Annotated in this window: 24 protein-coding genes and 1 tRNA gene; 16 read left to right on the top strand and 9 right to left on the bottom strand. The window is 64.2% G+C overall.

What is annotated here, in order from left to right:
- Positions 1-395: 395 nt before the first annotated feature.
- Positions 396-593: a pilus assembly protein gene (locus G4Z14_RS15175; protein WP_164627231.1), complete on the bottom strand. Its 198-nt coding sequence runs from the start codon at positions 591-593 to the stop codon at positions 396-398.
- Between the two features lie 349 nt (positions 594-942).
- Between G4Z14_RS15175 and G4Z14_RS15170 the strand changes: the two genes are divergently transcribed.
- A complete protein-coding gene (locus tag G4Z14_RS15170) occupies positions 943-1,830 on the top strand; it encodes a lytic transglycosylase domain-containing protein (protein WP_164627230.1) in 888 nt (295 codons plus the stop codon).
- A 2-nt stretch (positions 1,831-1,832) separates the two neighbouring features.
- Positions 1,833-2,660: a DMT family transporter gene (locus tag G4Z14_RS15165; protein ID WP_164627228.1), complete on the top strand. Its 828-nt coding sequence runs from the start codon at positions 1,833-1,835 to the stop codon at positions 2,658-2,660.
- Here G4Z14_RS15165 and G4Z14_RS15160 read toward each other — a convergent pair.
- The 3 genes from G4Z14_RS15160 to G4Z14_RS15150 are packed head-to-tail and all read right to left on the bottom strand — an operon-like array spanning position 2,650 to position 4,327.
- Positions 2,650-2,940, bottom strand: coding sequence for a GNAT family N-acetyltransferase (locus G4Z14_RS15160; RefSeq protein ID WP_164627226.1), 291 nt, complete (start codon positions 2,938-2,940; stop codon positions 2,650-2,652). The genes G4Z14_RS15165 and G4Z14_RS15160 overlap by 11 nt on opposite strands.
- Entirely contained in the window at positions 2,933-3,562 is a 630-nt protein-coding gene (locus G4Z14_RS15155) for a CoA transferase subunit B (protein WP_164627224.1), read from the bottom strand. Before G4Z14_RS15155 ends, G4Z14_RS15160 begins: the two co-directional genes overlap by 8 nt.
- Positions 3,563-3,565: 3 nt before the next feature.
- Positions 3,566-4,327: a CoA transferase subunit A gene (locus G4Z14_RS15150; protein WP_164627222.1), complete on the bottom strand. Its 762-nt coding sequence runs from the start codon at positions 4,325-4,327 to the stop codon at positions 3,566-3,568.
- A gap of 130 nt (positions 4,328-4,457) precedes the next feature.
- Between G4Z14_RS15150 and G4Z14_RS15145 the strand changes: the two genes are divergently transcribed.
- The 3 genes from G4Z14_RS15145 (at position 4,458) to G4Z14_RS15135 (ending at position 5,521) form a co-directional block, all read left to right on the top strand.
- Positions 4,458-5,024, top strand: a complete 567-nt coding sequence (locus G4Z14_RS15145) for a LuxR C-terminal-related transcriptional regulator (protein ID WP_164627220.1) — start codon at positions 4,458-4,460, stop codon at positions 5,022-5,024.
- A gap of 54 nt (positions 5,025-5,078) precedes the next feature.
- Positions 5,079-5,164: transfer RNA gene (locus G4Z14_RS15140), tRNA-Leu, on the top strand.
- A gap of 36 nt (positions 5,165-5,200) precedes the next feature.
- Positions 5,201-5,521, top strand: coding sequence for an arsenate reductase family protein (locus G4Z14_RS15135; RefSeq protein ID WP_164627218.1), 321 nt, complete (start codon positions 5,201-5,203; stop codon positions 5,519-5,521).
- 54 nt (positions 5,522-5,575) lie between these two features.
- Here the strand turns inward: G4Z14_RS15135 and G4Z14_RS15130 are convergent, their stop codons facing one another.
- Positions 5,576-5,782, bottom strand: a complete 207-nt coding sequence (locus G4Z14_RS15130) for a cold-shock protein (protein WP_125324549.1) — start codon at positions 5,780-5,782, stop codon at positions 5,576-5,578.
- 186 nt (positions 5,783-5,968) lie between these two features.
- On the opposite strand from G4Z14_RS15130, the gene G4Z14_RS15125 reads away from it, so the two are divergent.
- Positions 5,969-6,325, top strand: coding sequence for a hypothetical protein (locus G4Z14_RS15125; RefSeq protein ID WP_164627217.1), 357 nt, complete (start codon positions 5,969-5,971; stop codon positions 6,323-6,325).
- Between the two features lie 56 nt (positions 6,326-6,381).
- Here the strand turns inward: G4Z14_RS15125 and thrS are convergent, their stop codons facing one another.
- A complete protein-coding gene (gene thrS / locus G4Z14_RS15120; RefSeq protein WP_164627215.1) occupies positions 6,382-8,325 on the bottom strand; it encodes a threonine--tRNA ligase in 1,944 nt (647 codons plus the stop codon).
- Positions 8,326-8,463: 138 nt separating this feature from the next.
- On the opposite strand from thrS, the gene G4Z14_RS15115 reads away from it, so the two are divergent.
- From G4Z14_RS15115 to G4Z14_RS15105, 3 genes are all read left to right on the top strand, one after another.
- On the top strand, positions 8,464-9,120 hold the full coding sequence (locus G4Z14_RS15115; protein WP_164627213.1) for a DNA-3-methyladenine glycosylase I: 657 nt from the start codon (positions 8,464-8,466) through the stop codon (positions 9,118-9,120).
- Between the two features lie 64 nt (positions 9,121-9,184).
- Positions 9,185-9,931, top strand: coding sequence for an alpha/beta fold hydrolase (locus tag G4Z14_RS15110; RefSeq protein WP_164627211.1), 747 nt, complete (start codon positions 9,185-9,187; stop codon positions 9,929-9,931).
- On the top strand, positions 9,924-10,634 hold the full coding sequence (locus tag G4Z14_RS15105) for an alpha/beta fold hydrolase (protein ID WP_164627208.1): 711 nt from the start codon (positions 9,924-9,926) through the stop codon (positions 10,632-10,634). Before G4Z14_RS15110 ends, G4Z14_RS15105 begins: the two co-directional genes overlap by 8 nt.
- A gap of 110 nt (positions 10,635-10,744) precedes the next feature.
- On the opposite strand, the gene phaZ is transcribed toward G4Z14_RS15105, so the two are convergent.
- A complete protein-coding gene (phaZ, locus tag G4Z14_RS15100) occupies positions 10,745-12,019 on the bottom strand; it encodes a polyhydroxyalkanoate depolymerase (RefSeq protein ID WP_164627206.1) in 1,275 nt (424 codons plus the stop codon).
- 97 nt (positions 12,020-12,116) lie between these two features.
- Here phaZ and phaC point away from each other — a divergent pair, with 97 nt between their 5' ends.
- From phaC to G4Z14_RS15070, 6 genes are all read left to right on the top strand, one after another.
- Positions 12,117-13,913, top strand: coding sequence for a class I poly(R)-hydroxyalkanoic acid synthase (gene phaC / locus G4Z14_RS15095; RefSeq protein WP_164627204.1), 1,797 nt, complete (start codon positions 12,117-12,119; stop codon positions 13,911-13,913).
- Between the two features lie 142 nt (positions 13,914-14,055).
- Positions 14,056-14,505, top strand: coding sequence for a Phasin (locus G4Z14_RS15090; protein ID WP_164627202.1), 450 nt, complete (start codon positions 14,056-14,058; stop codon positions 14,503-14,505).
- A 129-nt stretch (positions 14,506-14,634) separates the two neighbouring features.
- Positions 14,635-15,192, top strand: coding sequence for a polyhydroxyalkanoate synthesis repressor PhaR (gene phaR, locus G4Z14_RS15085; protein ID WP_164627200.1), 558 nt, complete (start codon positions 14,635-14,637; stop codon positions 15,190-15,192).
- 6 nt (positions 15,193-15,198) lie between these two features.
- On the top strand, positions 15,199-16,146 hold the full coding sequence (locus tag G4Z14_RS15080) for a LysR family transcriptional regulator (protein WP_164627198.1): 948 nt from the start codon (positions 15,199-15,201) through the stop codon (positions 16,144-16,146).
- A 203-nt stretch (positions 16,147-16,349) separates the two neighbouring features.
- Entirely contained in the window at positions 16,350-16,589 is a 240-nt protein-coding gene (locus G4Z14_RS15075; RefSeq protein WP_164627196.1) for an EF-hand domain-containing protein, read from the top strand.
- 98 nt (positions 16,590-16,687) lie between these two features.
- Entirely contained in the window at positions 16,688-17,209 is a 522-nt protein-coding gene (locus G4Z14_RS15070) for a PhnA domain-containing protein (protein ID WP_164627193.1), read from the top strand.
- Positions 17,210-17,272: 63 nt separating this feature from the next.
- Here the strand turns inward: G4Z14_RS15070 and G4Z14_RS15065 are convergent, their stop codons facing one another.
- Positions 17,273-20,713 (bottom strand): pyruvate carboxylase, encoded by a 3,441-nt coding sequence (locus G4Z14_RS15065; RefSeq protein ID WP_164627191.1) that lies wholly within the window; start codon positions 20,711-20,713, stop codon positions 17,273-17,275.
- Positions 20,714-20,815: 102 nt separating this feature from the next.
- Positions 20,816-21,454, bottom strand: coding sequence for a hypothetical protein (locus G4Z14_RS15060; protein ID WP_164627189.1), 639 nt, complete (start codon positions 21,452-21,454; stop codon positions 20,816-20,818).
- 150 nt (positions 21,455-21,604) lie between these two features.
- On the opposite strand from G4Z14_RS15060, the gene G4Z14_RS15055 reads away from it, so the two are divergent.
- Positions 21,605-24,028, top strand: a complete 2,424-nt coding sequence (locus G4Z14_RS15055; protein ID WP_164627187.1) for an ATP-dependent helicase — start codon at positions 21,605-21,607, stop codon at positions 24,026-24,028.
- Positions 24,029-24,037: the final 9 nt, after the last annotated feature.

Below are 24,037 nucleotides of genomic sequence, written 5' to 3'. Positions count from 1 at the left end.
CCGACACGATGGCGGTGCCGAGGCCTTCGATGCCGCCGCCGACGGTGGTCATCACCACCATGCCGAGGCCGACGATGGCGGCGGTCAGCACGACCCAGTCAACCGTCACGGCACCGGATTCGTCGGATTTGAAGGTCTTGAAGAAGTTCACGAGTTTCATGGCAAATGCCCCTTTTCCCAGATTTTCGATCCTGCCGACAGTGCAGGCGCTTGCCGCGTTTGCGCTGCCGACCCCTGCATGAGGCGCCCGGATTCTGGCCTCAATGCGGCGCGGCCGGGGTGATTTCGCGGAACTTTCCCGAAATTTCTGCGGCGACGCTGGCCCGGCTGGCATGACGAAGGGCCGCGTCCTGTCCCGGACGCGGCCCCGTTCCTGATCGCAGGATCAGATCAGATTACTGGTTTTCGTAGCCAGCGGCGCGGCCTTCCAGATCCGACACGATGGCGGTGCCGAGGCCTTCGATGCCGCCGCCGACGGTGGTCATCACCACCATGCCGAGGCCGACGATGGCGGCGGTCAGCACGACCCAGTCAACCGTCACGGCACCGGATTCGTCGGATTTGAAGGTCTTGAAGAAGTTCAGCAGTTTCATTTGATATGTCCTTTGTCTCGAGTGGTTCACAGCTACATGTTTCCGGCTTTCGTCCACCGCGGCCTCTGTTCCGGGTGTTCCGAAGACAAGTGCAGGAAGCCAGCGGAACGTGGCAAAGCTGCGGAGACAGCGGGGCGTTTTCTGGAAATGGCGGGGGTTTTGGCTAAGCTATTGAAATGGACTTAAAAATTTATTAATGGCCGATAGTTTGGCGTTCTGACTGGCCCGAACCGCGTGACCCGGCGGTCGATTCTGGCGAAAATGCCATGATCTGAAGGGGAAAAGAGTGGAGTCGCGGGGGCAAACGTGCGACCTTGGCCGCAAGAAAAAACAGCAGGCATCGCAAGAGATGCGCGGGCAGACAGGCTTGATCTTGGCAGCAATGCTGTGCACCGCGCCTTGCGGTGCGCGGGCCGAAGGCCTGTCCGGCGCGCGCGACTTCACCTTCAAGCGCATCGCTGTGGCCGATGTGACGCCGGGCAAGCGGATCACCGTGCAGATCGACCCCGTCGAACAGGCCCGGCTTCTGGCCATGGCGCCGAAGGTTGACCCCTATCCCAAGCCCAGCACCGGGGAAGCCGCTCCTGCGCCGCAGGCCCCGGTAAAGGGCGCGGATTACGGCTGGTTCTGGGACAAGGTGCCGACCGCACGGGATCAGGCCTCGGGGCGGTTCCCGCTGGCGCTGGCCACGCTGTCGCAGGGGCCCTCGGGGGCGCAGGTCGCCGCGCCGCGGATGCAGCACATGCAGCAGATCGCCAACACCTACGGCGTGGAGATCCTGAAGGCGACGATCGGCACCGAAGTGTCGCCGGCGCTGGTGCTGGCGGTCATCGGCATCGAAAGCGGCGGGCGGCATGAGGCGGTGTCCAGCGCGGGCGCGACCGGTCTGATGCAGCTCATCCCGGCGACGGCCGAGCGGTTCGGGGTCGCCGACGCAAAGGATCCGGTGCAGAACATCAAGGGCGGGGTGGCCTATCTCGACTGGCTGATGAAGCGCTTTGACCGCGATCCGCTGATGGTGCTGGCGGCCTACAATGCCGGCGAAGGCGCGGTGGACGCCAACAAGGGCGTGCCCCCATATGCCGAGACCCGCGACTATGTGCCAAAGGTGCTGGCCGCCTGGCAAGTGGCGCAGGGCCTGTGCCAAAGCCCGCCGGAGCTGGTGACCGATCCTTGCGTGTTCAAGGTAATCTCTGCGGCCAACACCACCGGCGACATCAAAGTGAAAGTGCCCTGACCATGCGCCTTCTGCTGTGGACCTCGCTTGTCATGCTGGCGTTTGCGGCCAATTCGGTGCTGAACCGGCTGGCGATCCGGGTGGAGGGCATGGACCCGCTGGCCTTTGCGGCGCTGCGTCTGGGCGCCGGAGCGGTGGTGTTGCTGGTGCTGGCGCAAGGCCGGACCGGGCCGCTCATGACCAAGCGGCGGCTGGTCGGCACGGCGGGGCTTCTGGCCTATATGCTGGGCTTTTCGCTGGCCTACCGGCAGCTTGATGCCGGCACCGGGGCGTTGATCCTGTTTGGCGTGGTGCAACTGACCATGTTCGCCATGGCGCTTGGCGCCGAGCGGGTGCCGGCAAACCGCATCCTTGGGGCGCTGATTGCCTTTGCCGGCCTGGTCTGGCTGGTCTGGCCGGGAGCGGGCGCGCGGGTTGATCTGGCGGCGAGCGGGGCCATGGCGGTGGCCGGGATCGGCTGGGCGGTTTACTCGCTGGTGGGACGGCGGGAAACCGCCCCCTTGTCCGCCACCGCCGCCAGCTTTGCGCTGGCGGCGCTGCCCGCGGCACTGGTGGCCTTTGGCTTCGCCGCCGGGCCAGTCGGGGCGGGCGGGCTGGTTCTGGCCGTGCTGTCCGGTGCTGTGACGTCGGGGCTGGGCTATGCGCTCTGGTATCGCGTGCTGCCGCAGCTTGGTACGGCGCGGGCCGCCGTGGCGCAACTGACGGTGCCGCCGCTGGCGCTTGGCCTTGGCGTGCTGTTTCTGGCCGAGCGCCCCGGTGTGGTGGCGCTGGCGGCGACGGCGGTGATCTTGCTGGGCGTGGGGGTGTCGCTGGTCCGCGTCAGACCTTGAACACATCCGCCCATTCGGGGTGCTTCTTGCGCTGGGCGTTGACGAAGGGGCAGAGCGGCACAACCTTGTAGCCATTGGCCCGCGCATCTGCCACCAGCGCCTCGACCAGCGCCAGCCCGGCGCCCATGCCGCGGAAGGCATCGGGCACGCCGGTATGGTCGGCGATGATCAGCGTCGGCGTCGTGACCGAGAAGGTCAGTTCCGCCTCGTGGCCGTCCATGCGGATGACGAAGCGGCCCTTGGTCGGGCCGCTTTCCTTGGTGACGGTGAGATCAGCCAACGATGGTCGCCTCGGTTGCGGCGCGCAATTCGGCCTCGGTGACACCTTCGGCGCATTCGACGATCTTCAGCCCGCCCGGCACCACATCCAGAACCCCGAGGTTGGTGATGATGCGGTTGACGACGGCCTTGCCGGTCAAGGGCAGGGTGCAGGCCTTCAAGACCTTCGACTCGCCGTGCTTGGAGGTGTGGTCCATGACCACGACCACGCGGCCAACGCCGGCCACAAGGTCCATCGCCCCGCCCATGCCCTTCACCAGCTTGCCGGGGATCATCCAGTTTGCCAGATCGCCGTTTTCGGCCACTTCCATCGCACCAAGGATCGCCATGGCGATCTTGCCGCCGCGGATCATGGCGAAAGACTGGGCAGAATCGAAATAGGCGGTTTGCGGCAATTCGGTGATGGTCTGCTTGCCGGCGTTGATGAGATCGGGGTCTTCCTCGCCCTCATAAGGGAAAGGCCCCATGCCCAGCATGCCGTTTTCCGATTGCAGCGTCACTTCGACGCCCTCGGGGATGTAGTTCGCCACCAGCGTCGGAATGCCGATGCCAAGGTTCACATACCAGCCGTCCTGCAGTTCCTTTGCAGCCCGCGCGGCGATCTGATTGCGGTCCCATGCCATGGCTCAGGCCTCCTTCTTGGTGTTCGCCGCGCGGGCGTCAGAACCGGTTCCCACTTCTGCCTGCGCGGCTTCACGCTTGCGGGTGGTGCGATTTTCGATGCGCTTCTCGTGCCGGCCTTGAATCAGGCGATGCACATAGATGCCCGGCAGATGGATGGTGTCGGGGTCCAGGGAACCCAGCGGCACGATTTCCTCCACCTCGGCGATGCAGACCTTACCGGCGGTGGCGGCGGGCGGGTTGAAGTTGCGCGCGGTCTTGCGGAACACGAGGTTGCCCGAGGGATCGGCCTTCCAGGCCTTGACGATGGAGATGTCGGTGACGATCCCGGTTTCAAGGATATGCTCCTTGCCGTTAAACACCTTCACATCCTTGCCCTCGGCAATCACCGTGCCAACGCCGGTGCGGGTGTAAAAGCCGCCAATGCCGGCGCCGCCAGCGCGCAGCCGCTCGGCCAGCGTGCCCTGCGGGTTGAATTCCAGCTCCAGCTCGCCCGACAGATACTGCCGCATGAATTCGGCATTCTCGCCGACATAGGACGAGATCATCTTCTTGACCTGCCGCGTCGCCAGCAACACGCCCAAGCCGAAGCCATCGACGCCCGCATTGTTCGAGGCGATGGTCAGATCCTTGGTGCCGGCCTTTTCGATGGCGGCGATCAGCAGCTCGGGAATGCCGCAGAGACCGAAGCCGCCCGAGGCAATCGTCATGCCGTCAAACAGCAGACCCTCAAGCGCGGCATCGGCGCTTGGATAGACCTTTTTCATTCGCAAATTCCTCCTCAAGCCCCCGGACCCGCGCCAATTGCCGGGTGTCCGGAGTATCGGGTGATCCTGAAAGATTGCAGCCGGGGCCGCTATCCGTAAGAATACGTAGAAAGCTACGTAGGACGCAGGCATGGCGGCGACGATCAGGGATTATGAAAAGCTGGCCTTCCGCCATGCGCCGGATGCGACGCTGATCCTGGCCGACCGGGTGATCCTGCGCGCCAGCCTGCGGGTGGAGACGGTGTTCGGCTGGAAGGTGGCCGAGCTGGAAGGCCAGTCGATCCGGCGGCTTTACCCCGGCCAAACCGATTTCGAGGTGATCGGCGCCCGCGCCCGGCGGGCGATGCGGGCGGGCGAGGTCTACCGCGACGAGCGCTTCATGCGCAGGAAGGACGGGCAGGTGGTCTGGATGGAGGGGCAGGGCACCGCGCTTGACCCAGAAGACCCGCTGCGGCTGGCAATCTGGACCTATCGGCCGATCGAGACCGGCGCGGTTTCGGGGGCGCTGGGGCCGCTGACCGCCACCGAAAAGAAGATCGCGCGCTATCTGGTGAACGGCTTCACCAGCAAGGAAATCGCGCTGGCGCTGGTCTGCTCGCCCCGCACGGTCGAGGTGCACCGCGCCAACATGATCCGCAAGATGGGGGTGAGGAACAGCGCCGAGATGGTCAGCCGGCTTCTGGCCGCCCCGGTCTGACGGGCGGGGGCTTTACCTTGCCGGCCCGTCCTTTATGGTGCCGCCTGCCCGCGCGCCCGAGTGGTGGAATGGTAGACACAGGAGACTTAAAATCTCTAGGCCGCAAGGCCATGCCGGTTCGAGTCCGGCCTCGGGCACCAGCGGCGCGGGCGCGGACGATCTTCAAGGGGAAAGACATGATCCTTTACGGCATTCCGACGTGCGACACCTGCAAGAAGGCGCTCAAGGCGCTGGAATCGGCCGGCCATGCTGTCACCTTCCGCGACATTCGCAAGGATCCGCTGACAGGGGCCGAAATTGCCGAAATCGTAAGCGAATTCGGGTCGCTCGCCATCAACAAGCAGTCCACGACCTACCGCAGTTTTTCGGATTTCCTGCGCGAATCTGAGCCGGAGGCGCAAATTGCCGCCCAGCCCACCGTGATGAAACGCCCGGTCATCAAGGCCGACCGCTGGTATCTGGGCTGGGATGAGAAGGTGCAGGCAGCCCTGCTCTGAGCCCAAAGGAAAACGGCCCCGCGAGGGGGCCGCTTCCAACAAGTTCCGGCTCGATCAGAGCAGACGCAGATCGCCTGCGGACTGCTTGCCATCGCGGCCAGATTGCAGCTCATAGCCGATTTTCTGGTTATCGTTCAAACCCTTGAGGCCAGCGCGCTCCACGGCCGAGATGTGCACGAACACGTCCTTGCCGCCATCATCGGGCGCGATGAAGCCATAACCCTTGGTGCTGTTGAACCATTTCACGGTGCCGGTCGGCATTCCGTCTCTCCTATCTCAACCCTCCCGTGGCGTGATTGCCGCGGGCCGTGCAAGCAGGACTTCTTGGGCCTCGATAGGCGGTCAGAAAGGCTGTCTTCACGCGGAAAATCATGCCAAAGCTTTTTGTAAAATCAAGCGCGGAATCAAAAGGATGATTCCGCAAGCGAACAGGGCAAGCGAGGGCAGATGCGAAACGCGGCATTGGTGCTGGGACTCATCGGTGGAATTTGGGCGATGGTCGTGGGGTTTTTCGGCTTTGGCTACACCAGTTTCATCGAACAGAATGGCGAAACCGGCGAGCTGCTGCGGCAAGTCGATCATCCGCTGGTGATCAAGGCGGCCAGCTTTCTGGCCCCGATCCTGGCGATTGCCGGGGCCGCAATGGCGCGGTCGCTGAACCTGGCGGCCGGAGCTTTGCTGCTGGCCTCCAGCGCGGCGATCTGGCTGGCCTTCGGCTTCAACGTCTTCACCATGTTCCCGATTGCCATGTGCGGTCTGGGCGGGGTGCTGGCCTTCGCCGCGCGCCAGCCGGACGCCCATTGAAAAACGCCGCCCCGAAAGGGGGCGGCGTTTCTTCGGCAAGGCCTGCGTGATGTCGGTCAGTGCGCGGGCGGCAGGGCGTCCAGCCCGAAAGCCGCCACCGCCTGATCGAAGCTGATCGTCTCGGTCCGCGTCTCGCCGAGGCGGCGCACCGACACCGTGCGCTCCTCGACCTCTTTCATGCCGATGGCAAGGATCACCGGAACCTTGCCCACCGAATGTTCGCGGACCTTGTAGTTGATCTTCTCGTTCCGGGTGTCGGCCTCGGCCCGCACGCCCGCCTTTTTCAGCGCGTTGACGACCTCGTAGACATAGCCGTCGGCATCCGACACGATCGAGGCCACCACCACCTGACGCGGCGCCAGCCAGAAGGGGAACTTGCCGGCGTAGTTTTCGATCAGAATCCCGATGAACCGCTCGAACGAGCCCAGGATCGCGCGGTGCAGCATCACCGGGCGGTGTTTGGCACCGTCTTCGCCCACAAACTCCGCATCCAGCCGGTTCGGCAGGTTGAAGTCGCACTGGAAGGTGCCGCACTGCCATTCGCGGCCGATGGCATCGGTCAGCTTGAAATCCAGCTTCGGCCCATAGAAGGCGCCGTCGCCGGGGTTCACCTCATAGGGCAGGCCCAAGCCTTCGATGGCCTTTTGCAAGGCGGCCTCGGCCTTGTCCCAGACCTCGTCGGAGCCAACCCGCACATCGGGGCGGGTGGAAAGCTTGATGTCGAACTTCTCGAACCCGAGGTCTTTGTAGACGCTGGACAGAAGCGCGATGAAGCCGGCGCATTCCGTCTCGATCTGGTCTTCGGTGCAGAAGATATGCGCGTCATCCTGCGTGAAGCCGCGCACCCGCATCAGCCCGTGCATCGAGCCCGAAGATTCATAGCGGTGGCAGGACCCGAACTCGGCCAGACGCAACGGCAGGTCGCGGTAGGATTTCAGGCCCTGATTGAACACCTGCACATGGCAGGGGCAGTTCATCGGTTTCAGCGCGTTGATGCGCTTTTCGCGGGCGCCTTCCTCGTCGACCTCGACGATGAACATGTTCTCGCGGTAGGCCTCCCAGTGGCCCGACTTTTCCCACAGGACGCGGTCCACCACCTGCGGCGTCTTGATTTCCTTGTAGCCCGCCACCCGCAGCCGGCCGCGCATGTAATCTTCCAGCTGGCGATAGATCGTCCAGCCGTTCGGGTGCCAGAACACCATGCCCGGCGCCTCGTCCTGCAGGTGGAACAGCTCCATCTCGCGGCCGAGCTTGCGGTGGTCGCGCTTGGCGGCCTCTTCCAGCATGGTCAAATGGGCCTTGAGATCATCACGGTTCCTGAAGGCAAGGCCGTAGATGCGCTGCAACATGGGCCGCGAGGCATCGCCCAGCCAATAGGCGCCCGCCACATGGGTCAGCTTGAAGGCATCGGCCGGAACCTGCCCGGTATGGGCCAGATGCGGGCCACGGCACAGGTCTTGCCAGCCGCCATGCCAATACATCCGCAGGTCCTCGCCCTCGGGGATGCGGGCGATCAGCTCGATCTTGAAGGGCTCGCCGCGCTCTTCGTAATAGGCGATGGCGCGGGCGCGGTCCCAGACTTCGGTTTTCACCGGATCGCGGGCATTGATGATCTGCTTCATGCGGGCTTCGATCAGCCCGAGGTCTTCGGGCGTGAAGGGCTCGGCGCGGTCGAAGTCGTAGAACCAGCCATAGTCGCGCACCGGGCCGATGGTGACTTTCACATCCGGCCAGATTTCCTGCACGGCGCGGGCCATGATATGGGCGCAGTCGTGGCGGATCAGCTCCAGCGCCTGCGCATCGTCGGCCAGTGTGTGAATGGCGATCGTGGCGTCGTGGGGGATCGGCCATTGCAGATCGTGATGCGCGCCGTTGACGGTGGCGGAAATGGCCTTCTTGGCCAGTCCGGGGGCGATGGACAACGCCACTTCGGCGGCTGTCACGCCGGCCGCGTAATCGCGCTTGTTGCCATCGGGGAAGGTGAGGGAGATATGGGCCATGGCCTGATCCTCGTCGTTTTGGCGCCTACGAAACGCCCGGTTGCGGGTTATGTGCGGGCTGTTTGACGAAGCGGGCAGGCGGCGTCAAGGTGGGGCGGAGCAAAATCCAGTCAGGTTGCGGATTTGGCAGGGGGAGAGATGCGGACATTCGCGGAAATTCTGGCGATCGCGGCGGAGCGCAAGGGCGGCGAAGCGGCGGTGCTGGCAGGAACTCCGGTGCCGAAATCGGCCGCGGCGCTGGCCGCCATTCCCGACGACCGCTGGCTTTCCGCCATGGCGCAATGGATTTTCCGGGCGGGGATTTCGTGGCGGGTGGTCGAGGCGAAATGGCCGGGCATCGAGGAGGCCTTTGGCGGCTTCCAGATTGGCCCGCTGTCGATGATGGACGATGACCGGCTTGACGCGCTGCTGGCCGACAGGCGGGTGATCCGCGCCGGGCCGAAAATCCTGGCGATCCGCGACAATGCCGCCTTCCTGCGGCAGGTCGGAGGCTTTGGCCGCAGGGTAGGGGACTGGCCGGCCGAGGATTTCGCCGGTCTGATCCAGTGGATGCAGGCAAACGGCAGCCGTCTGGGCGGCATGACGGCGCCTTACGTCCTGCGCCACATGGGCAAGGACAGCTATATTCCGTCGCGCGACGTGGTGGCGCGGCTGGCGGCCGAGGGCGTGGTGGACAAGGCTCCGGCCACGCCGAGGGCCTGGGCGGCGGTGCAGGCGGCCTTCAACGTCTGGCGGGCCGAAAGTGGCCTGCCCCTGACCACGATCAGCCGGGTTCTGGCGCAAAGCATCGGTTGAGGCTCAATCCGGGCTGACAGCACCGCGCGGGAAGGCTACACCCTTGGCCAAACGAGGAGAAATCATGCCCGATTGGTTCACCACCCCCGACGGCCGCAAGCTTGCCTTTCACCAGACCAGGGGGCAGGGGCTGGGGGTTGTCTTCCTCGGCGGCTTCAGGTCGGACATGACCGGCACCAAGGCCGCGCATCTGCAGGCTTGGGCAGAAACTTCGGGCCGGGCCTTTCTGCGGTTCGACTATTCCGGCCATGGGCAATCCTCGGGCCGGTTCGAGGAAGGCTGCATCGGTGACTGGTTCGCCGATGCCCGCGCGATCATCGAAGGGCTGACCACCGGGCCGCAAGTGCTGGTCGGCTCCTCCATGGGGGGATGGATTTCGCTTCTCGTCGCCCGTGCGCTGCCGCATCGCGTGGCGGGACTGGTCGGCATCGCCGCCGCACCGGATTTCACGCAGGACCTGATGTGGGACAGCTATCCGGAGGCCGAGCAGCAGGCGCTCAAGGCGCAGGGCTGGCGGGCCGAACCTTCGGCTTACTCGGAGGATCCCTATGTCGTCACGCTGAAGCTGATCGAGGACGGCGCGCAGCATCTGGTGTTGCGCAAGCCGCTTGCCCTGCCGTTTCCGGTGCGGCTGTTGCAGGGCACGGCGGATGTGGACGTGCCGCCCTCGGTCGCGTTGCGGCTGCTGGACCATGCGACCAGCCCCGATCTGCAGCTGACGCTGGTCAAGGGGGCGGACCACCGCTTTTCCACGCCAGAATGCCTTGACCTGATGGTCCGGGCCATTGCCGAGGTTTCGGACAATGTCTGAGCCTCTGGTCATGATCCCCGGCTTGATGGCCGACGCCCGGCTTTTCCTGCCGCAGATGGTGTGGCTCGGGGCGGAGCGGTCCTGTCAGGTCTGCGTCGCCGCCCGGGGCGAGACGGTGGAACAGATGTCCGAGGCCATGATGCCCGGCCTGCCGGAGAAATTCGCGCTGCTTGGCCATGGTCTTGGCGGCGACATCGCGCTCGACATCGTGCGCCGCGTGCCCGAGCGGGTGACGCGGATGGTGCTGATGGCGACGGACCCGTTTTCCGAGCCGCCGCAACAGGCGGTGGAACGCGAGACCCGCATGGTGATGGCCCGCGCCGGGCGGCTGGTGGAGGCGATGGCGCAGGAGATCCCGGTGGCGGCGGTGGCCGACAGCCCCTGGCGGGACGAGATCATGGCGCTGGTGCAGGACATGGCGCTGGGTCTGGGCGAGGGGGTGTTCCTGCGGCAATCCCGCGCGCTGCAGCGCCGCCCCGACCAGCAGAAGACCATGCGCAAGGTGCGGCTGCCGGCGCTGGTGCTGGCCGGGCGGCAGGACCCGCTGATGCCGCTCCGGCGGCAGGAGTTCACGGCGACCCTGATGCCCTATGGCCAGTTCCAGATCATCGAGGACGCCGGCAACCTGTCGCCCCTGGAACAGCCCGAGGCGGTGTCGCAGGCCATCGAGGACTTCCTGAACGGCCCGATGCTGCTGCGCTGACCCGCCGATTTTCGCCGCGAAAATCGGACCCGGAAATCGGAGATTTCCTGACAGCGATTTCTGCGGAAATCGCCAGCGGAATTCGGGCGAATTCCGCCACTCGGCGCGTGTCAGGCGCTGGTCTTCACCGCCTTGAGCTGCGGTTTGGACGGGGCGCCGGAATTGGCGTCGATGAAGTTCAGCACCAGCGGACGGATGTTCAGCCGCCAGCTCTTGCCGGCGAAGATGCCATAATGCCCGGCCTCCGGCTCCAGATGCCGGGCCTTCAGGTGCTCGGGCAGGCCGGTGCAAAGCTTCAGCGCGGCAACACACTGGCCGGGGGCGGAGATGTCGTCCTTCTCGCCCTCGACGGTCTTCACCGCGACCCGGGTGATCGCGCCGATGTCCACCTTCTTGCCCGCCACGACAAATTCGTTGCGCGCAATCTCGCGGTTCTTGAAGACGCGTTCGACGGTCGACAGGTAGAACTCGGCGGTCATGTCCATGACGGCGAGGTATTCGTCGTAGAAGCGGTTGTGGGCGTCATGGTCGCCCGCCTCGCCGCGCGCAACCCGCAGGATCTGTTCGGAAAACGCTTTGGAATGGCGGTCGGCATTCATCGACATGAAGCTTTGCAGCTGCAGCAGGCCCGGATAGACCAGCCGACCCACGCCCTTGTATTTGAAGCCCACGCGCTGGATGGCGATCTGCTCCAGCTGGCCCATGGTGATTCGGCGGCCGAAGTCGGTGACATCGGTGGCGGCCGCGTCCGGGTCGATCGGCCCGCCGATCAGCGTCAGCGACCGCGGCTGGGCCTCGGGGTCCTCGCCTGCCAGATAGGCGGTGGCGGCAAGGGTCAAGGGGGCGGGCTGGCAGACGGCGATGACATGGGTGTCGGGGCCAAGCGTACGCATGAAGTCGACGAGATAAAGCGTGTAGTCCTCGACGTCGAATTTGCCGGAGGACACCGGAATGTCACGGGCATTGTGCCAATCCGTCACGAAAACGTCGGCATCCGGCAAGAGACTGGCGACGGTCGAGCGCAGGAGGGTGGCGTAATGTCCCGACATTGGCGCCACCAGCAGGATTTTCCGTGCCATGGGGGCGCGGCGGCGCACAAAGAACTGGATCAGGTTGCCGAAGGGCTTTTCCACCACGGTCTTGATGTCGACCAGATGGTCCTGGCCATCCGGCCCGGGGATCGAGCGGATGCCCCAGTCGGGTTTGGTCACCATGCGGGCGAAGGAGCGTTCCGTCACCTCGCCCCAGGCGGCCATGATGTTCAGCATCGGGTTCATCGTCATGGAAAAGGCCGGATAGCTCGCCATGGCGCGCGCGGTGGCCCCCATCCACTCATTCGTGTTGCGGATGCTTTCCATCAGGTCATAGGTGGCCATATACTTCACGGACGTCTCCTTGAACGATGCGGCGGTCATTGCGACCGCATTCCAAGGGGAAGGGCGCGATGCTGCATAGCAGCGAGATTAGGGGCGAAAGTTTAACATGGCAACTGAAGAATATGATGCAGGGCAAAAGCTGGAGCGGATGCAGGCCAACCTTGCCAGGATCGAACAGTTGTCACAGCGCCTGATGGCGGCCCTCGCGCAGCAAAAGCAGAAGGATGCGGCGCTGAACGGGCCGTCGTCGGATGTCTACATGAAGGCGGCGCAGGCCTATCTTGCGGCGATGATGCAGAACCCGGCCAAGGTGCTGGAGCATCAGATCGGCTATTGGGGCAAGACGCTGAAGCATTATGTCGAGGCCCAGCAGGCGCTGGCCAAGGGCGAATTCAAGGCCCCCGACGATCCTGGCCCGAAGGACCGCCGCTTTGCCAACCCGCTCTGGGACAGCCATCCCGCCTTCAACTACCTCAAGCAGCAATATCTCCTCAACTCCGAGGCGGTGCAGAACGCGGTTGCCGACATGGAGGGCATCGAGGACAGCGACCGCCGGCGGGTGGAGTATTTCACCCGGCAGATCGTCGACATGCTGTCGCCGACGAATTTCCTCGGCACCAACCCGGATGCGCTGGAAAAGGCGATTGCCACCGATGGCGAAAGCCTGGTGAAGGGGCTGGAAAACCTTGTGGCCGATATCGAAGCCAACGACGGCGAGCTTCTGGTCACGCTCTCGGACCGCGAGGCCTTTCGTCTTGGCGACAACATCGCCGCGACCCCCGGCTCGGTGGTGTTCCGCAACCGCATGCTGGAACTCATTCAGTACAAACCCACGACCGAGACTGTCCATGAGACGCCCTTGCTGGTCTTCCCGCCGTGGATCAACAAATTCTATGTGATGGACCTGAAGCCGGTGAATTCGCTGATCAAGTGGATCGTCGATCAGGGCTACACGCTGTTTGTCGTCTCCTGGGTGAACCCCGACGCCAGCTATGCCGATGTCGGCATGGACGACTATATCCGCGAGGGCTATCTGACCGCGATGGCCGAGGTGCGGCGGATCTGCGGGGTGAAGCAGATCAACGCGGTCGGCTATTGCATCGCCGGCACGACGCTGGGCCTGACCCTGGCGCATCTGCAGCGCGCGGGCGACCAGACGGTGAAATCCGCGACCTTCTTCACCACCCTGACCGATTTTTCGGACCCGGGCGAGGTGGGGGTGTTTCTGGCCGACGATTTCGTCGACGGGATCGAGCGGCAATGCGCGCAGGACGGCATCCTGTCCAAGCGCTTCATGGGCAAGACCTTCTCGTTCCTGCGCTCGAATGACCTGATCTATGGCCCCGCGATCAAGGCCTACATGATGGGCGAGGCCCCGCCGGCCTTTGACCTGCTCTATTGGAACGGCGATGGCACCAACCTGCCGGGCAAGATGGCGGTGGAATACCTTCGCCAGCTTTGCCAGCAGGACGGTTTCGCCAAGGGCCGGTTCCCGGTCTTCGGCATGCCGGTCAGTCTGGCCAACGTGCAGGTTCCGCTTTGCGCCATCGCCTGCGAGACCGATCACATCGCGCATTGGAGGGGCAGCTTCAACGGGGTCAAGCAGATGGGGTCCGGCGACAAGACCTTCATCGTCTCGCAGTCCGGCCATATCGCGGGCATCATCAATCCGCCGTCGAAGGGCAAGTATGGCCATTACACCAGCGACGCACCGCTGACCGGCACGCCCGAGGACTGGATGAAGGGCGCCACCTTCACTGCCGGAAGCTGGTGGCCGCGCTGGGGGGCGTGGCTGGATGGCCGCTCGGGACCGCAGGTCAAGGCCCGCCAAATTGGCGATTCGGGCTACCCGGAGTTGTGCCCGGCACCCGGAAGTTATGTGGTGGCAAAGCCAGAAGATTGATTTGTCTGGGCTTTCCGCAAGGAAGGTCTGTCATCTTTCGGTTGTTTCTGCGTTGCAGAAATTTCACTTGAAATGCTGCAGTGCAGCATGTATATAGATTTCAGGAAACGGGCACATACCCGGATATTCAGGAGCAATTGAAATGACCAAGACCACCGACTTCACCAAAGTCATGCAGGACATGATGGCTTCGTTCCCGGTTGACGCCTCGGCTCTGCAAAACGCGTTCAAGACCCAGGCCGCCTTCGGCGAGAAGCTGGCCGCCGTTGCGCTGGCCGCCGCTGAAAAGTCGACCGAGCTGTCGGCCAAATGGGCCAAGGACTCGCTGGCCAAGCTGGCTGACGCCTCGAAAGCCAAGGCTGAGCCGGCCGAATACGGCAAGGCCGCTTCGGACTTCGCCACCGCTTCGGCGGAAATGGCTGCCGAAAATCTGGCTGCCTTCGCGGAAATCGCCAAGAAAGTGCAGATGGACACCGTCGAGCTGATGCTGGCCGCTGGCAAGAACGTGTCGGAAGAAGCTTCGGCCGCTGTCAAGAAAGCCACCGCCGACGTGACCGCTCAGGTCAAGAAAGCCGCTGCGGCTGCGAAGTAATCGGTCTTCCTGCGTCGCCTCCCAGACGCGGAATTGACCAATCGGGCGGGCCTTGAGCCCGCCCTTTCTTTTTTTCTGCACCTCGCCTAAGCTTCTCTGCATTCGCATAAGCCCTGGGGAGGGGCGACCATGTCTGATACTGCCAAGCCGCTTTTGATCAAGCGCTACGCCAGCCGGCGTCTCTACAACACCGAAACCTCGGACTATGTGACGCTGGAAGACATCGCGGGCTTCGTGCGCTCGGGTCGCGACGTGCAGATCGTCGATCTCAAGACCGGCGATGATCTGACGCGGCAATATCTTCTGCAGATCGTGGCCGAACATGAATCCAAGGGCGACTCGGTGTTGCCGACCAACGTGCTGACCGATTTGGTGCGCTCCTATGCCACCAACATGCAGGCCGTGATGCCGCAGTTTCTGGCCGCGAGCTTTGACATGCTGCGCGAAGGCCAGACCAAGATGATGGAGAACTTCGCGGGCATGGCCGGGCCGATGTCGGGAATGCCGGGGTTCGACGCGCTGCGCAAGCAGCAGGAAGCCTTCATGAAGACCATGATGGGCGGCATGCCGGGGTGGGGGGCGTCGGGACCGGCGCGCGAAGAGCCGGAGGCAAAGGACAAGCCCGAGGATCTGGCCGAGATCAAGCGCCAGCTGGCCGAACTGCAGCAAAAGCTCTCCAAGCTCTAAGCGCCGATGACCGAAGGGCAGGGCCGGGTGACACTTTGGGGAATCGAGGTGTTTCTCGCCGTGACCGAGGAGCGCTCGATCACCGCTGCGGCTCGTCGCCTTGGGGTGTCGCCTTCGGCCATTTCGCAGCAACTGGCCGGGCTAGAGGCGGCGCTTGGCGCCTCGCTGCTGGATCGCTCGGCGCGACCGATGGGGCTGACGCCGGCGGGGGCGATGTTCCGGCGCCACGCCCAGACCATCCTGAACGCCGAAGCCGAGGCGCGCAGCGAACTTGCCATGGCCGATCTCTCGGGCCTGACCACGCTGCGGCTGGGGGTGATCGAGGATTTCGACGCGCAGGTCACGCCGCTGTTGTTGCAGGGGTTGGCCACCGATCTGAAGGGCTGCCGCTTCCTGCTGGAAACTGGCGCAAGTCACCGGTTGCTTGACCAGCTGGAGGCCCGCGCGCTGGACATGGTGGTGGCGGCCGATCTTGGCAGCGAGGGCGCCGATGACGGCTGGCGCGAGGTGCATCCGCTGATGGTCGAACCCTTTGTCGCCGTGGCGCCCAAGGGCCGCAACCCCGCCGATCTGCCGTTGATCCTTTATACCGCGCGGCACCTGATGGGCCGCCAGATCGCCAGCCAGCTGGCGCGGCAGAACCTGAAACTCACCCACCGCTTCGAGCTGGACAGCTACCGGGCGATTCTCGCCATGGTGTCGAGCGGGGCGGGGTGGTCGATTCTGACGCCATTGGCGCTGCACCATGCCAGCCGCTTCCGCGAAGGGGTGGACGTGCTGCCCTTGCCCTTTGCCCCCTTTGAACGCAGCCTGTCGCTGTCGTCGCGGGCGGGGGTGCTGAAGGACATGCCGGGGCAGGTCGCGAGCCGGCTGCGCGGCCTGATCGCGGCTCAGGTTGTCGCGCCGGCGCTGGCGGAATGGCCCTGGATGGCGGGGAAATTGCGGGTGCTGTAGGGCGAAGAATCCGCTCAGAAACACCCGATGCTGCGCCGCGTCAATGGCTTTTGCACCTGCAGTAAAATTCCCGTGAGGAGAGCGCTAACAGTCATTTGGTATCTGGAAAGCCACAATGAATTCCATATGTTGCGCGGCGAAGGTGATGTTGCCTTCTGTTTTGGCCCGCGCCTGTCGTGGGCTTGGAAACCTAGGAAAAGACCATGAAAAAGTTCGCTATCGCTCTGGCCGCTTCGGCTGTTGCCGCCACCGCCGTGTTCGCTCAGGAAGCTCCGGTCGTTGCTGACGCCGACGCCAACGGCACCTTCTCGCTGGCCGAAGTGCAGGTTGCTTACGCTGCCGCCACCGAAGAAGCCTTCAAAGCCGCTGACGTTGACGCTTCGGGCGAACTGTCGGCTGAAGAGCTGGCCGCTGCCGTTGCCGCGAACGCTTTCGCTGGCTAATTCGGTCTGACCGGATTGAAGGGCCGTCGCGTGCATCGCGGCGGCCTTTTCTTTTTGCGGCCTTGGGCGTAGGGCAGACCAACAACAGGAGAATGACCATGGCCTTGGCCGATCTGATCACCCGCGCGGGCGGGGTTTGCGAATTTTGCGGCGCCGCCGAGGCGCTCGAGCCGGTCGATGTGCCGCCGGGGGGCGAGATCCTGCTCTGCCCGCTGTGCCGCGAGGACGCGCCTGCCCCTGCCGGTCACTGGCGCGCGCTGGAAGGTGCGGCCTGGTCAACGGTGCCCGAGGTGCAGCTGGCGGTCTGGCGCAAACTCGGGACCTTGGGCGAGGCCTGGGCGACCGAGGCGCGCGAAGGCATGGCCTTGAGCGAGGAGGCGCAAGCCTGGGCCGATCAGCCGGCCGCCCTGGAACATTTCGACTGCCACGGCGCAAAACTGGCGCAGGGCGATACGGTCGTGCTGATCAAGGATCTGGTGGTGAAGGGCGCGGGCTTTACCGCCAAGCGCGGTACGGCGGTGCGGGGAATCTCGCTGGTGGCCGACAACGCCGCCCATATCGAGGGCCGGGTCGAAGGCCAGCGCATCGTCATTCTGACCGAATTCGTCAAGAAGAAGTAACGGCAGGCGGGGGGCGGAAATCATACGATTTCCGCCTGCGATTTTCGTCCGAAAATCGCCGCCTTACTCCAGTTCGATCAGCAGATCCTTGGCGTCGATCTGGCTGCCGGCATGGACGTGCAGCGCCTTGATCGTGGCCTCGCGGTCGGCATGCAGGCCGGTTTCCATCTTCATCGCCTCGATGGTCAGAAGCATGTCGCCGGCCTTGACCTTCTGCCCGACCGTCACCGCCACACTGGCAATCGCCCCGGGCATCGGGGCGCCGATGTGATTGGGGTTGCCCTCGGCAGCCTTGGGTTTGGCGGCGGTTTTCGCCTTGATCGCCCGGTTCGGCACCCGGATGACACGGGGCTGGCCGTTCAGCTCGAAGAACACCTTCACTTCGCCGTCATCGGTGGTCTCGCCCACCGCCTGCAGTCGGATTTCCAGCGTCTTGCCGGGATCGATTTCCGAAGTGATCTCTTCGCCCGGCGCCATGCCATAGAAGAAAGTCCGGGTCGGCAGCGTGCGGACCGGGCCATACTGCCGGTGGCGGCCCATGTAATCCAGGAAGACCTTGGGATACATGAGATAGCCGTTCAGATCCTCGTCATCCACAGTGAAGCCGTTGAGATCTTTGGACAGTTTGGCGCGCACCGCTTCCAGCTCTACCGCCGCCACATCGGCGCCGGGGCGGGTCGTCAGCGGCGTTTCGCCTTTCAGCACCTTGGACTGGATGCCCTTCGGCCAGCCGCCATGGGGTTGGCCAAGGTTGCCCTTCATCATGTCGACGACCGAATCGGGGAAGGCGACATCGACGGCGGGGTCTTCGACCTGCCCGCGTGACAGCCCCTGGGCCACCATCATCAGCGCCATGTCGCCGACGACCTTGGACGAGGGCGTGACCTTGACGATATCGCCGAACATCTGGTTGGCATCGGCATAGGCCTGCGCCACTTCGGGCCAGCGCTCCTCCAGCCCCAGTGAGCGCGCCTGCGCCTTGAGGTTGGTGAACTGCCCGCCGGGCATTTCGTGCAGGTAGACTTCCGACGCCGGAGCCGGAATGCCGGATTCAAAGGCGGCATACTGGGCGCGGACATGTTCCCAATAGTTGGAAATCTCGCGGATCGCGGCGATGTCAAGGCCGGTGTCGCGGTCGGTGTGGCGCAGCGCCTCGACCACCGAGCCAAGGCAGGGCTGCGAAGTGCCACCCGAGAAGGCATCCATCGCGGCGTCCACCGCGTCCACCCCGGCGTCGCAGGCGGCAAGAATGGTCGCTGCGGCGGCGCCCGAGGTGTCATGGGTGTGGAAATGCACCGGCAGGCCGACCTCGGTGCGCAGCGTCTTGACCAGCAGCTTTGCCGCGGCGGGCTTCAGCAGGCCCGCCATATCCTTCAGGCCAAGGATGTGCGCGCCGGCCGATTTCAATTCCTGCGCGCGGGCGACATAGTATTTCAGGTCATATTTGGCGCGGGCCGGGTCAAGGATGTCGCCGGTATAGCAGACCGTGCCTTCGCAGACCTTGTTCGCCTCCAGCACCGCATCCATGGCGACGCGCATGTTTTCCACCCAGTTGAGCGAATCGAACACGCGGAACACATCGACCCCGGTTTCCGCGGCGCGGGCGACGAAGGCGCGCACCACGTTGTCGGGATAGGTGGTATAGCCGACGCCATTGGCGCCGCGCAGCAGCATCTGCGTCATCAGGTTCGGCATGGCGGCGCGCAGGTCGCGCAGGCGCTGCCAGGGGCATTCCTGCAAGAAGCGATAGGCCACGTCAAAGGTCGCCCCGCCCCAGCATTCGACCGAGAACAGCTGCGGCAGATGGGCGGCATAGGCCGGCGCGACCTTGATCATGTCGATCGAGCGCATCCGCGTGGCCAGGAGCGACTGGTGCCCGTCGCGCATGGTGGTGTCGGTCAGCAGCACCTTCTTCTGGGCGCGCATCCAGTCGGCAACGGCCTGCGGACCCTTTTGTTCCAACAGGTTGCGGGTGCCCATGGCGGGCTCCACCCGGGGCGTAGGGGCTTTCGGCGCGCGAACTTCGGCCGGGGGTTTCGGGCGGCCGGCGGTCTCGGGATGGCCGTTGACCGTGATGTCGGCGATGTAGGTCAGGATCTTCGTTGCCCGGTCGCGGCGCTTCTTGAAGGCGAACAGCTCGGGCGTCGTGTCGATAAACTTGGTGGTGTAGCTGTAGTCAAGGAAGGTCGGGTGCTTCAAGAGGTTGATGACGAACTCGATGTTCGTGGCCACCCCGCGGATGCGGAATTCGCGCAGCGCCCGGTCCATGCGGGCGATGGCCTTTTCCGGGGTCTGGGCATGGGCGGTGACCTTGACCAGAAGCGAATCGTAATAGCGGGTGATGACGCCGCCGGCATAGGCCGTGCCGCCGTCCAGCCGGATGCCGTTGCCGGTGGCGCTGCGATAGGCGGTCAGGCGGCCATAGTCGGGGATGAAGTTGTTCAGCGGATCTTCGGTGGTGACGCGGCATTGCACGGCATGGCCGTTCAGCTTCACCTCGGCCTGCGACGCAACCCCGGTCGCCTGCGCCAGCGTCTTGCCCTCTTCGATCAGGATCTGGGCCTGAACGATGTCGATGCCGGTGACTTCCTCGGTGACGGTGTGTTCGACCTGAACCCGCGGGTTCACCTCGATGAAGTAGAACTTCTCTTCGTTCATATCCATCAGGAATTCGACGGTGCCGGCGCATTCGTAATTCACATGGGCGCAGATCTTGCGGGCCATTTCACAGACTTCGGCGCGCTGCGCCTCGGTCAGATAGGGGGCCGGGGCGCGTTCGACGACCTTCTGGTTGCGCCGCTGCACGGTGCAGTCGCGCTCCCACAGGTGCCAGACATTGCCCGCCTTGTCGCCAAGGATCTGCACCTCGACGTGACGGGCGCGGGTGATCATCTTTTCCAGATAGCCCTCGCCGTTGCCAAAGGCGGCCTCGGCCTCGCGCCGGCCTTCGCGAACCTTCAGCTCCAGCTCGTCTTCGGCCAGAATCGGCCGCATGCCGCGCCCGCCGCCACCCCAGGACGCCTTGAGCATCAAGGGATAGCCGACCTCCTTGGCCTGTTTCTTGATCGCGGCCATGTCATCGCCCAGAACTTCGGTCGCCGGGATGACCGGAACGCCCGCCTCGATCGCCACGCGGCGGGCGCTGGCCTTGTCGCCAAGGGCGCGCATGGTCTCGGCACGCGGGCCGATGAAGGTGATGCCGGCCTGATCGCAAGCCTCGACGAAATCGGGGTTTTCCGACAGCAGGCCATAGCCCGGATGGATCGCATCGGCCCCGGCCATTTTCGCCACGCGGATGATTTCCGGGATCGAGAGGTAAGCGCCGACCGGCGACAGGCCCTCACCGATCAGATAGGCCTCATCGGCCTTGAAGCGGTGCAGGGAAAGCTTGTCTTCCTCGGCATAGACGGCGACGGTCTTCTTGCCCATTTCGTTGGCGGCGCGCATGACGCGAATGGCAATCTCGCCTCGGTTGGCGACGAGAATCTTCTTGAATTCGGGCATGGCTGACCTCCGGGCGCGGGGATGCGTTCGGCGGGCAGATTAGGGACGCTGCAACGCAGCACAAGGGCCGAAAGCGACGTCCTGCAAATTTTTGCGAAATATTCAACTCGACTTTGCAGCTGCAAAGTTCAGCTTGATGAAGCGGCGCTTGACCGGGGGGATGGCTTCGGGGTCGTCATCGGGCAGCGCGGCGGCCGCAGCCCCGGCTCCAAAGAGCCAGGGACATTCTTCCTCGACGCGCTGGATCAGGGCGGGATAGCCGAAATAGATGAAGCTCCAGACGATGCGATTGCCCTTGGCGTCCTCCAGATACCAGTGGCGGCCCTTTTCGTGGCGGGCGATTTCGATGTCTTCCCAGAAGATCTTGCGGCGTTTCGGGCCAAAGGGCGGCGGCAGAAGCAGCGTCGGACCTTCGATGCCGTCTTCATCCCAGGCGATGTCGTAGAAGGGGAAGAACGCCGTGACCATCATGCCTGTCATCGCCAAGGTTGCGACCGCCACGCCCAGCACCGCAACCCCGCCAGTCCCCTGCAGATAGACCAGCAGCGCCGCGCCGGAAAGCGCCACGCCAAGCAGGCAGATCACCGCCAACAGGGCGCGATTGGGGGCAATCTGGCCGGAGGGGCCGATGGAATCGGCTTTGACCGCCGCATTGCGGGTCAGCACATGGCGCAACATGGCGATGAGCCCGAGAAAGACAGCAAAGGCGATGACGACGCGAGGAGTGATAAGGTCAAGCATGTCTGCACTCCCAAAGGTTCGCCCGAAAGTTGCATGGCAATCCGGGCAGGAATTGGACGCAATCCGCACTTTCCCGCGACCAGCAGGAATTTTGTGAACATTACCGGAACAGTTCTTTAAATCCGGTAAAGGGGCGGCTATGGTCGGCACATGAGCGGATGGGATGAAAATGACGCTTTCGAGGCTGCCGTGCCTTTGTCGCAACGCGCCATGGCGGCGCGGCCTGCGCCCTATCTCGATGATCTGAACCCCGCCCAACGCGCCGCGGTCGAGGCGCTGGATGGCCCGGTCCTGATGCTCGCGGGCGCCGGCACCGGCAAGACCAAGGCGCTGACCGCGCGGATCGTGCATCTGCTGAACATGAACCGGGCAAGGCCGAACGAGATTCTGGCGGTGACCTTCACCAACAAGGCCGCGCGCGAGATGCGCTCCCGCGTCGGCCGGATGCTGGGCGACGTGGCCGAGGGCATGGCGTGGATGGGCACCTTCCACTCGCTGTCGGTCAAGATCCTGCGGCGGCATGCGGAACTGGTCGGGCTGAAGTCGAATTTCACCATTCTGGATACCGACGACCAATTGCGGCTGTTGAAACAGCTGATCGCGGCGGCCAACATCGACGAAAAGCGCTGGCCGGCGCGGCTTCTGGCCGGGATCATCGACGGCTGGAAGAACCGCGCGATGACGCCGGATCGGGTGCCGTCGTCCGAGGCTGCCGCCTTCAACAATCGCGGCACCGAGCTTTACGAGCAATATCAGGAGCGTCTGCGCAACCTGAACGCCACCGATTTCGGCGACCTACTGCTGCACTGCGTGGTGATCTTCCAGAAATACCCCGATGTGCTGGAGCAGTATCAGCGCCGCTTCCGCTATATTCTGGTGGACGAATATCAGGACACCAACGTCTGCCAGTATCTCTGGCTGCGGCTCTTGGCGCAGGCCCACAAGAACATCTGTTGCGTCGGCGACGATGACCAGTCGATCTATGGCTGGCGCGGCGCCGAGGTGGGTAACATCCTGCGGTTCGAAAAGGATTTTCCCGGCGCCGTGGTGGTCCGGCTGGAGCAGAACTATCGCTCCACCCCGCATATCCTTGCCGCCGCCTCTGCGGTGATTGCCCGCAATGAGGGGCGGCTGGGCAAGACGCTGTGGACCGAGGAGCAGGCCGGCGAGAAGGTGCGGCTGATCGGCCATTGGGACGGCGAGGAAGAGGCGCGGTGGATCGGCGAGGAGATCGAAGGTCTGCAGCGCGGCCGGGGTGCGCGGGCCAGGCACAGCCTTGAGGACATGGCGATCCTCGTCCGCGCCAGCCACCAGATGCGCGCCTTTGAAGACCGCTTCCTGACCATCGGCCTGCCGTATCGCGTCATCGGCGGCCCAAGGTTCTATGAGCGGCAGGAAATCCGCGATGCCATGGCCTATTTCCGGCTTGCGGTCAGCCCCGACGACGATCTGGCCTTTGAACGCGTGGTGAACACCCCCAAGCGCGGGCTTGGCGACAAGGCGGTGCAACTGGTCCAGATCGAGGCGCGCGCGATCGGCATGAGCCTGCTGGAAGGCGCGCGGTCCCTGCTGGCCAAGGCGGGCATCGGCGGCAAGGGGGCGGCGCAGCTGCGGGTCTTTGTCGAAGGGGTGGACCGCTGGCACGCGGCGGTGCGCAATGTGCGCATCGTGGCGCCTGAGGACAGCCTGATCGAACCCCTGCTGCCCGAAACGCCGCCGGCCAACGCTGACAGCCATGTCCGGCTGGCCGAAGTGATTTTGGAGGAGTCCGGCTACATCTCGATGTGGCAGAATGACAAGACGCCCGAGGCACCGGGGCGGCTGGAGAATCTCAAGGAACTGGTGAAGGCGCTGGAGCAGTTCGACAGCCTGCAGGGCTTTCTCGAACATGTCGCGCTCATCATGGACAATGAGCGCGAGGAGGCCGAGGAAAAGGTCACCATCATGACGCTGCATGCCGCCAAGGGGCTGGAGTTTCCGGTGGTCTTCCTGCCCGGCTGGGAGGAGGGCCTGTTTCCCAGCCAGCGCAGCATGGACGAAAGCGGCAAGAAGGGTTTGGAAGAGGAACGCCGCCTCGCCTATGTCGGCATCACCCGGGCCGAGGAACTTTGCACGATTTCCTTTGCCTCGAACCGCCGGGTCTATGGCCAGTGGCAAAGCCAGATGCCTTCACGGTTCATCGACGAATTGCCCGGCGCCCATGTCGAAGTGCTGACGCCGCCCGGCCTGATGGGCGGCGGCTATGGCGCGGCGGCGGGGTTCGGCTTTTCGTCCGGCATGGAAGAACGTGTCACCAAGGCCGATGTCTACAATTCGCCCGGCTGGCGGCGGTTGCAGGAGCGCACCACGCGCCCGGTCTCGCAGCCGTCAGAGGCGCGCAACATGACGATCGAGGCCACCGCGGTCAGTGCCTATGTCACGGGCGAGCGGGTGTTTCACCAGAAGTTCGGCTATGGCGAGATTACCGGCATCGAAGGCGACAAGCTGGACATCGAATTCGACCATGCCGGGTTGAAAAAGATCGTCGCGCGCTGGGTGGTGCCCGCGCATCAGGTGGACGACGTGCCGTTCTGAAAAATGCGA

The organism is Tabrizicola oligotrophica, from assembly GCF_011008935.1.
Classification (GTDB): domain Bacteria; phylum Pseudomonadota; class Alphaproteobacteria; order Rhodobacterales; family Rhodobacteraceae; genus Tabrizicola_A; species Tabrizicola_A oligotrophica.
This window is presented reverse-complemented; position numbering and strand designations above follow the sequence as displayed.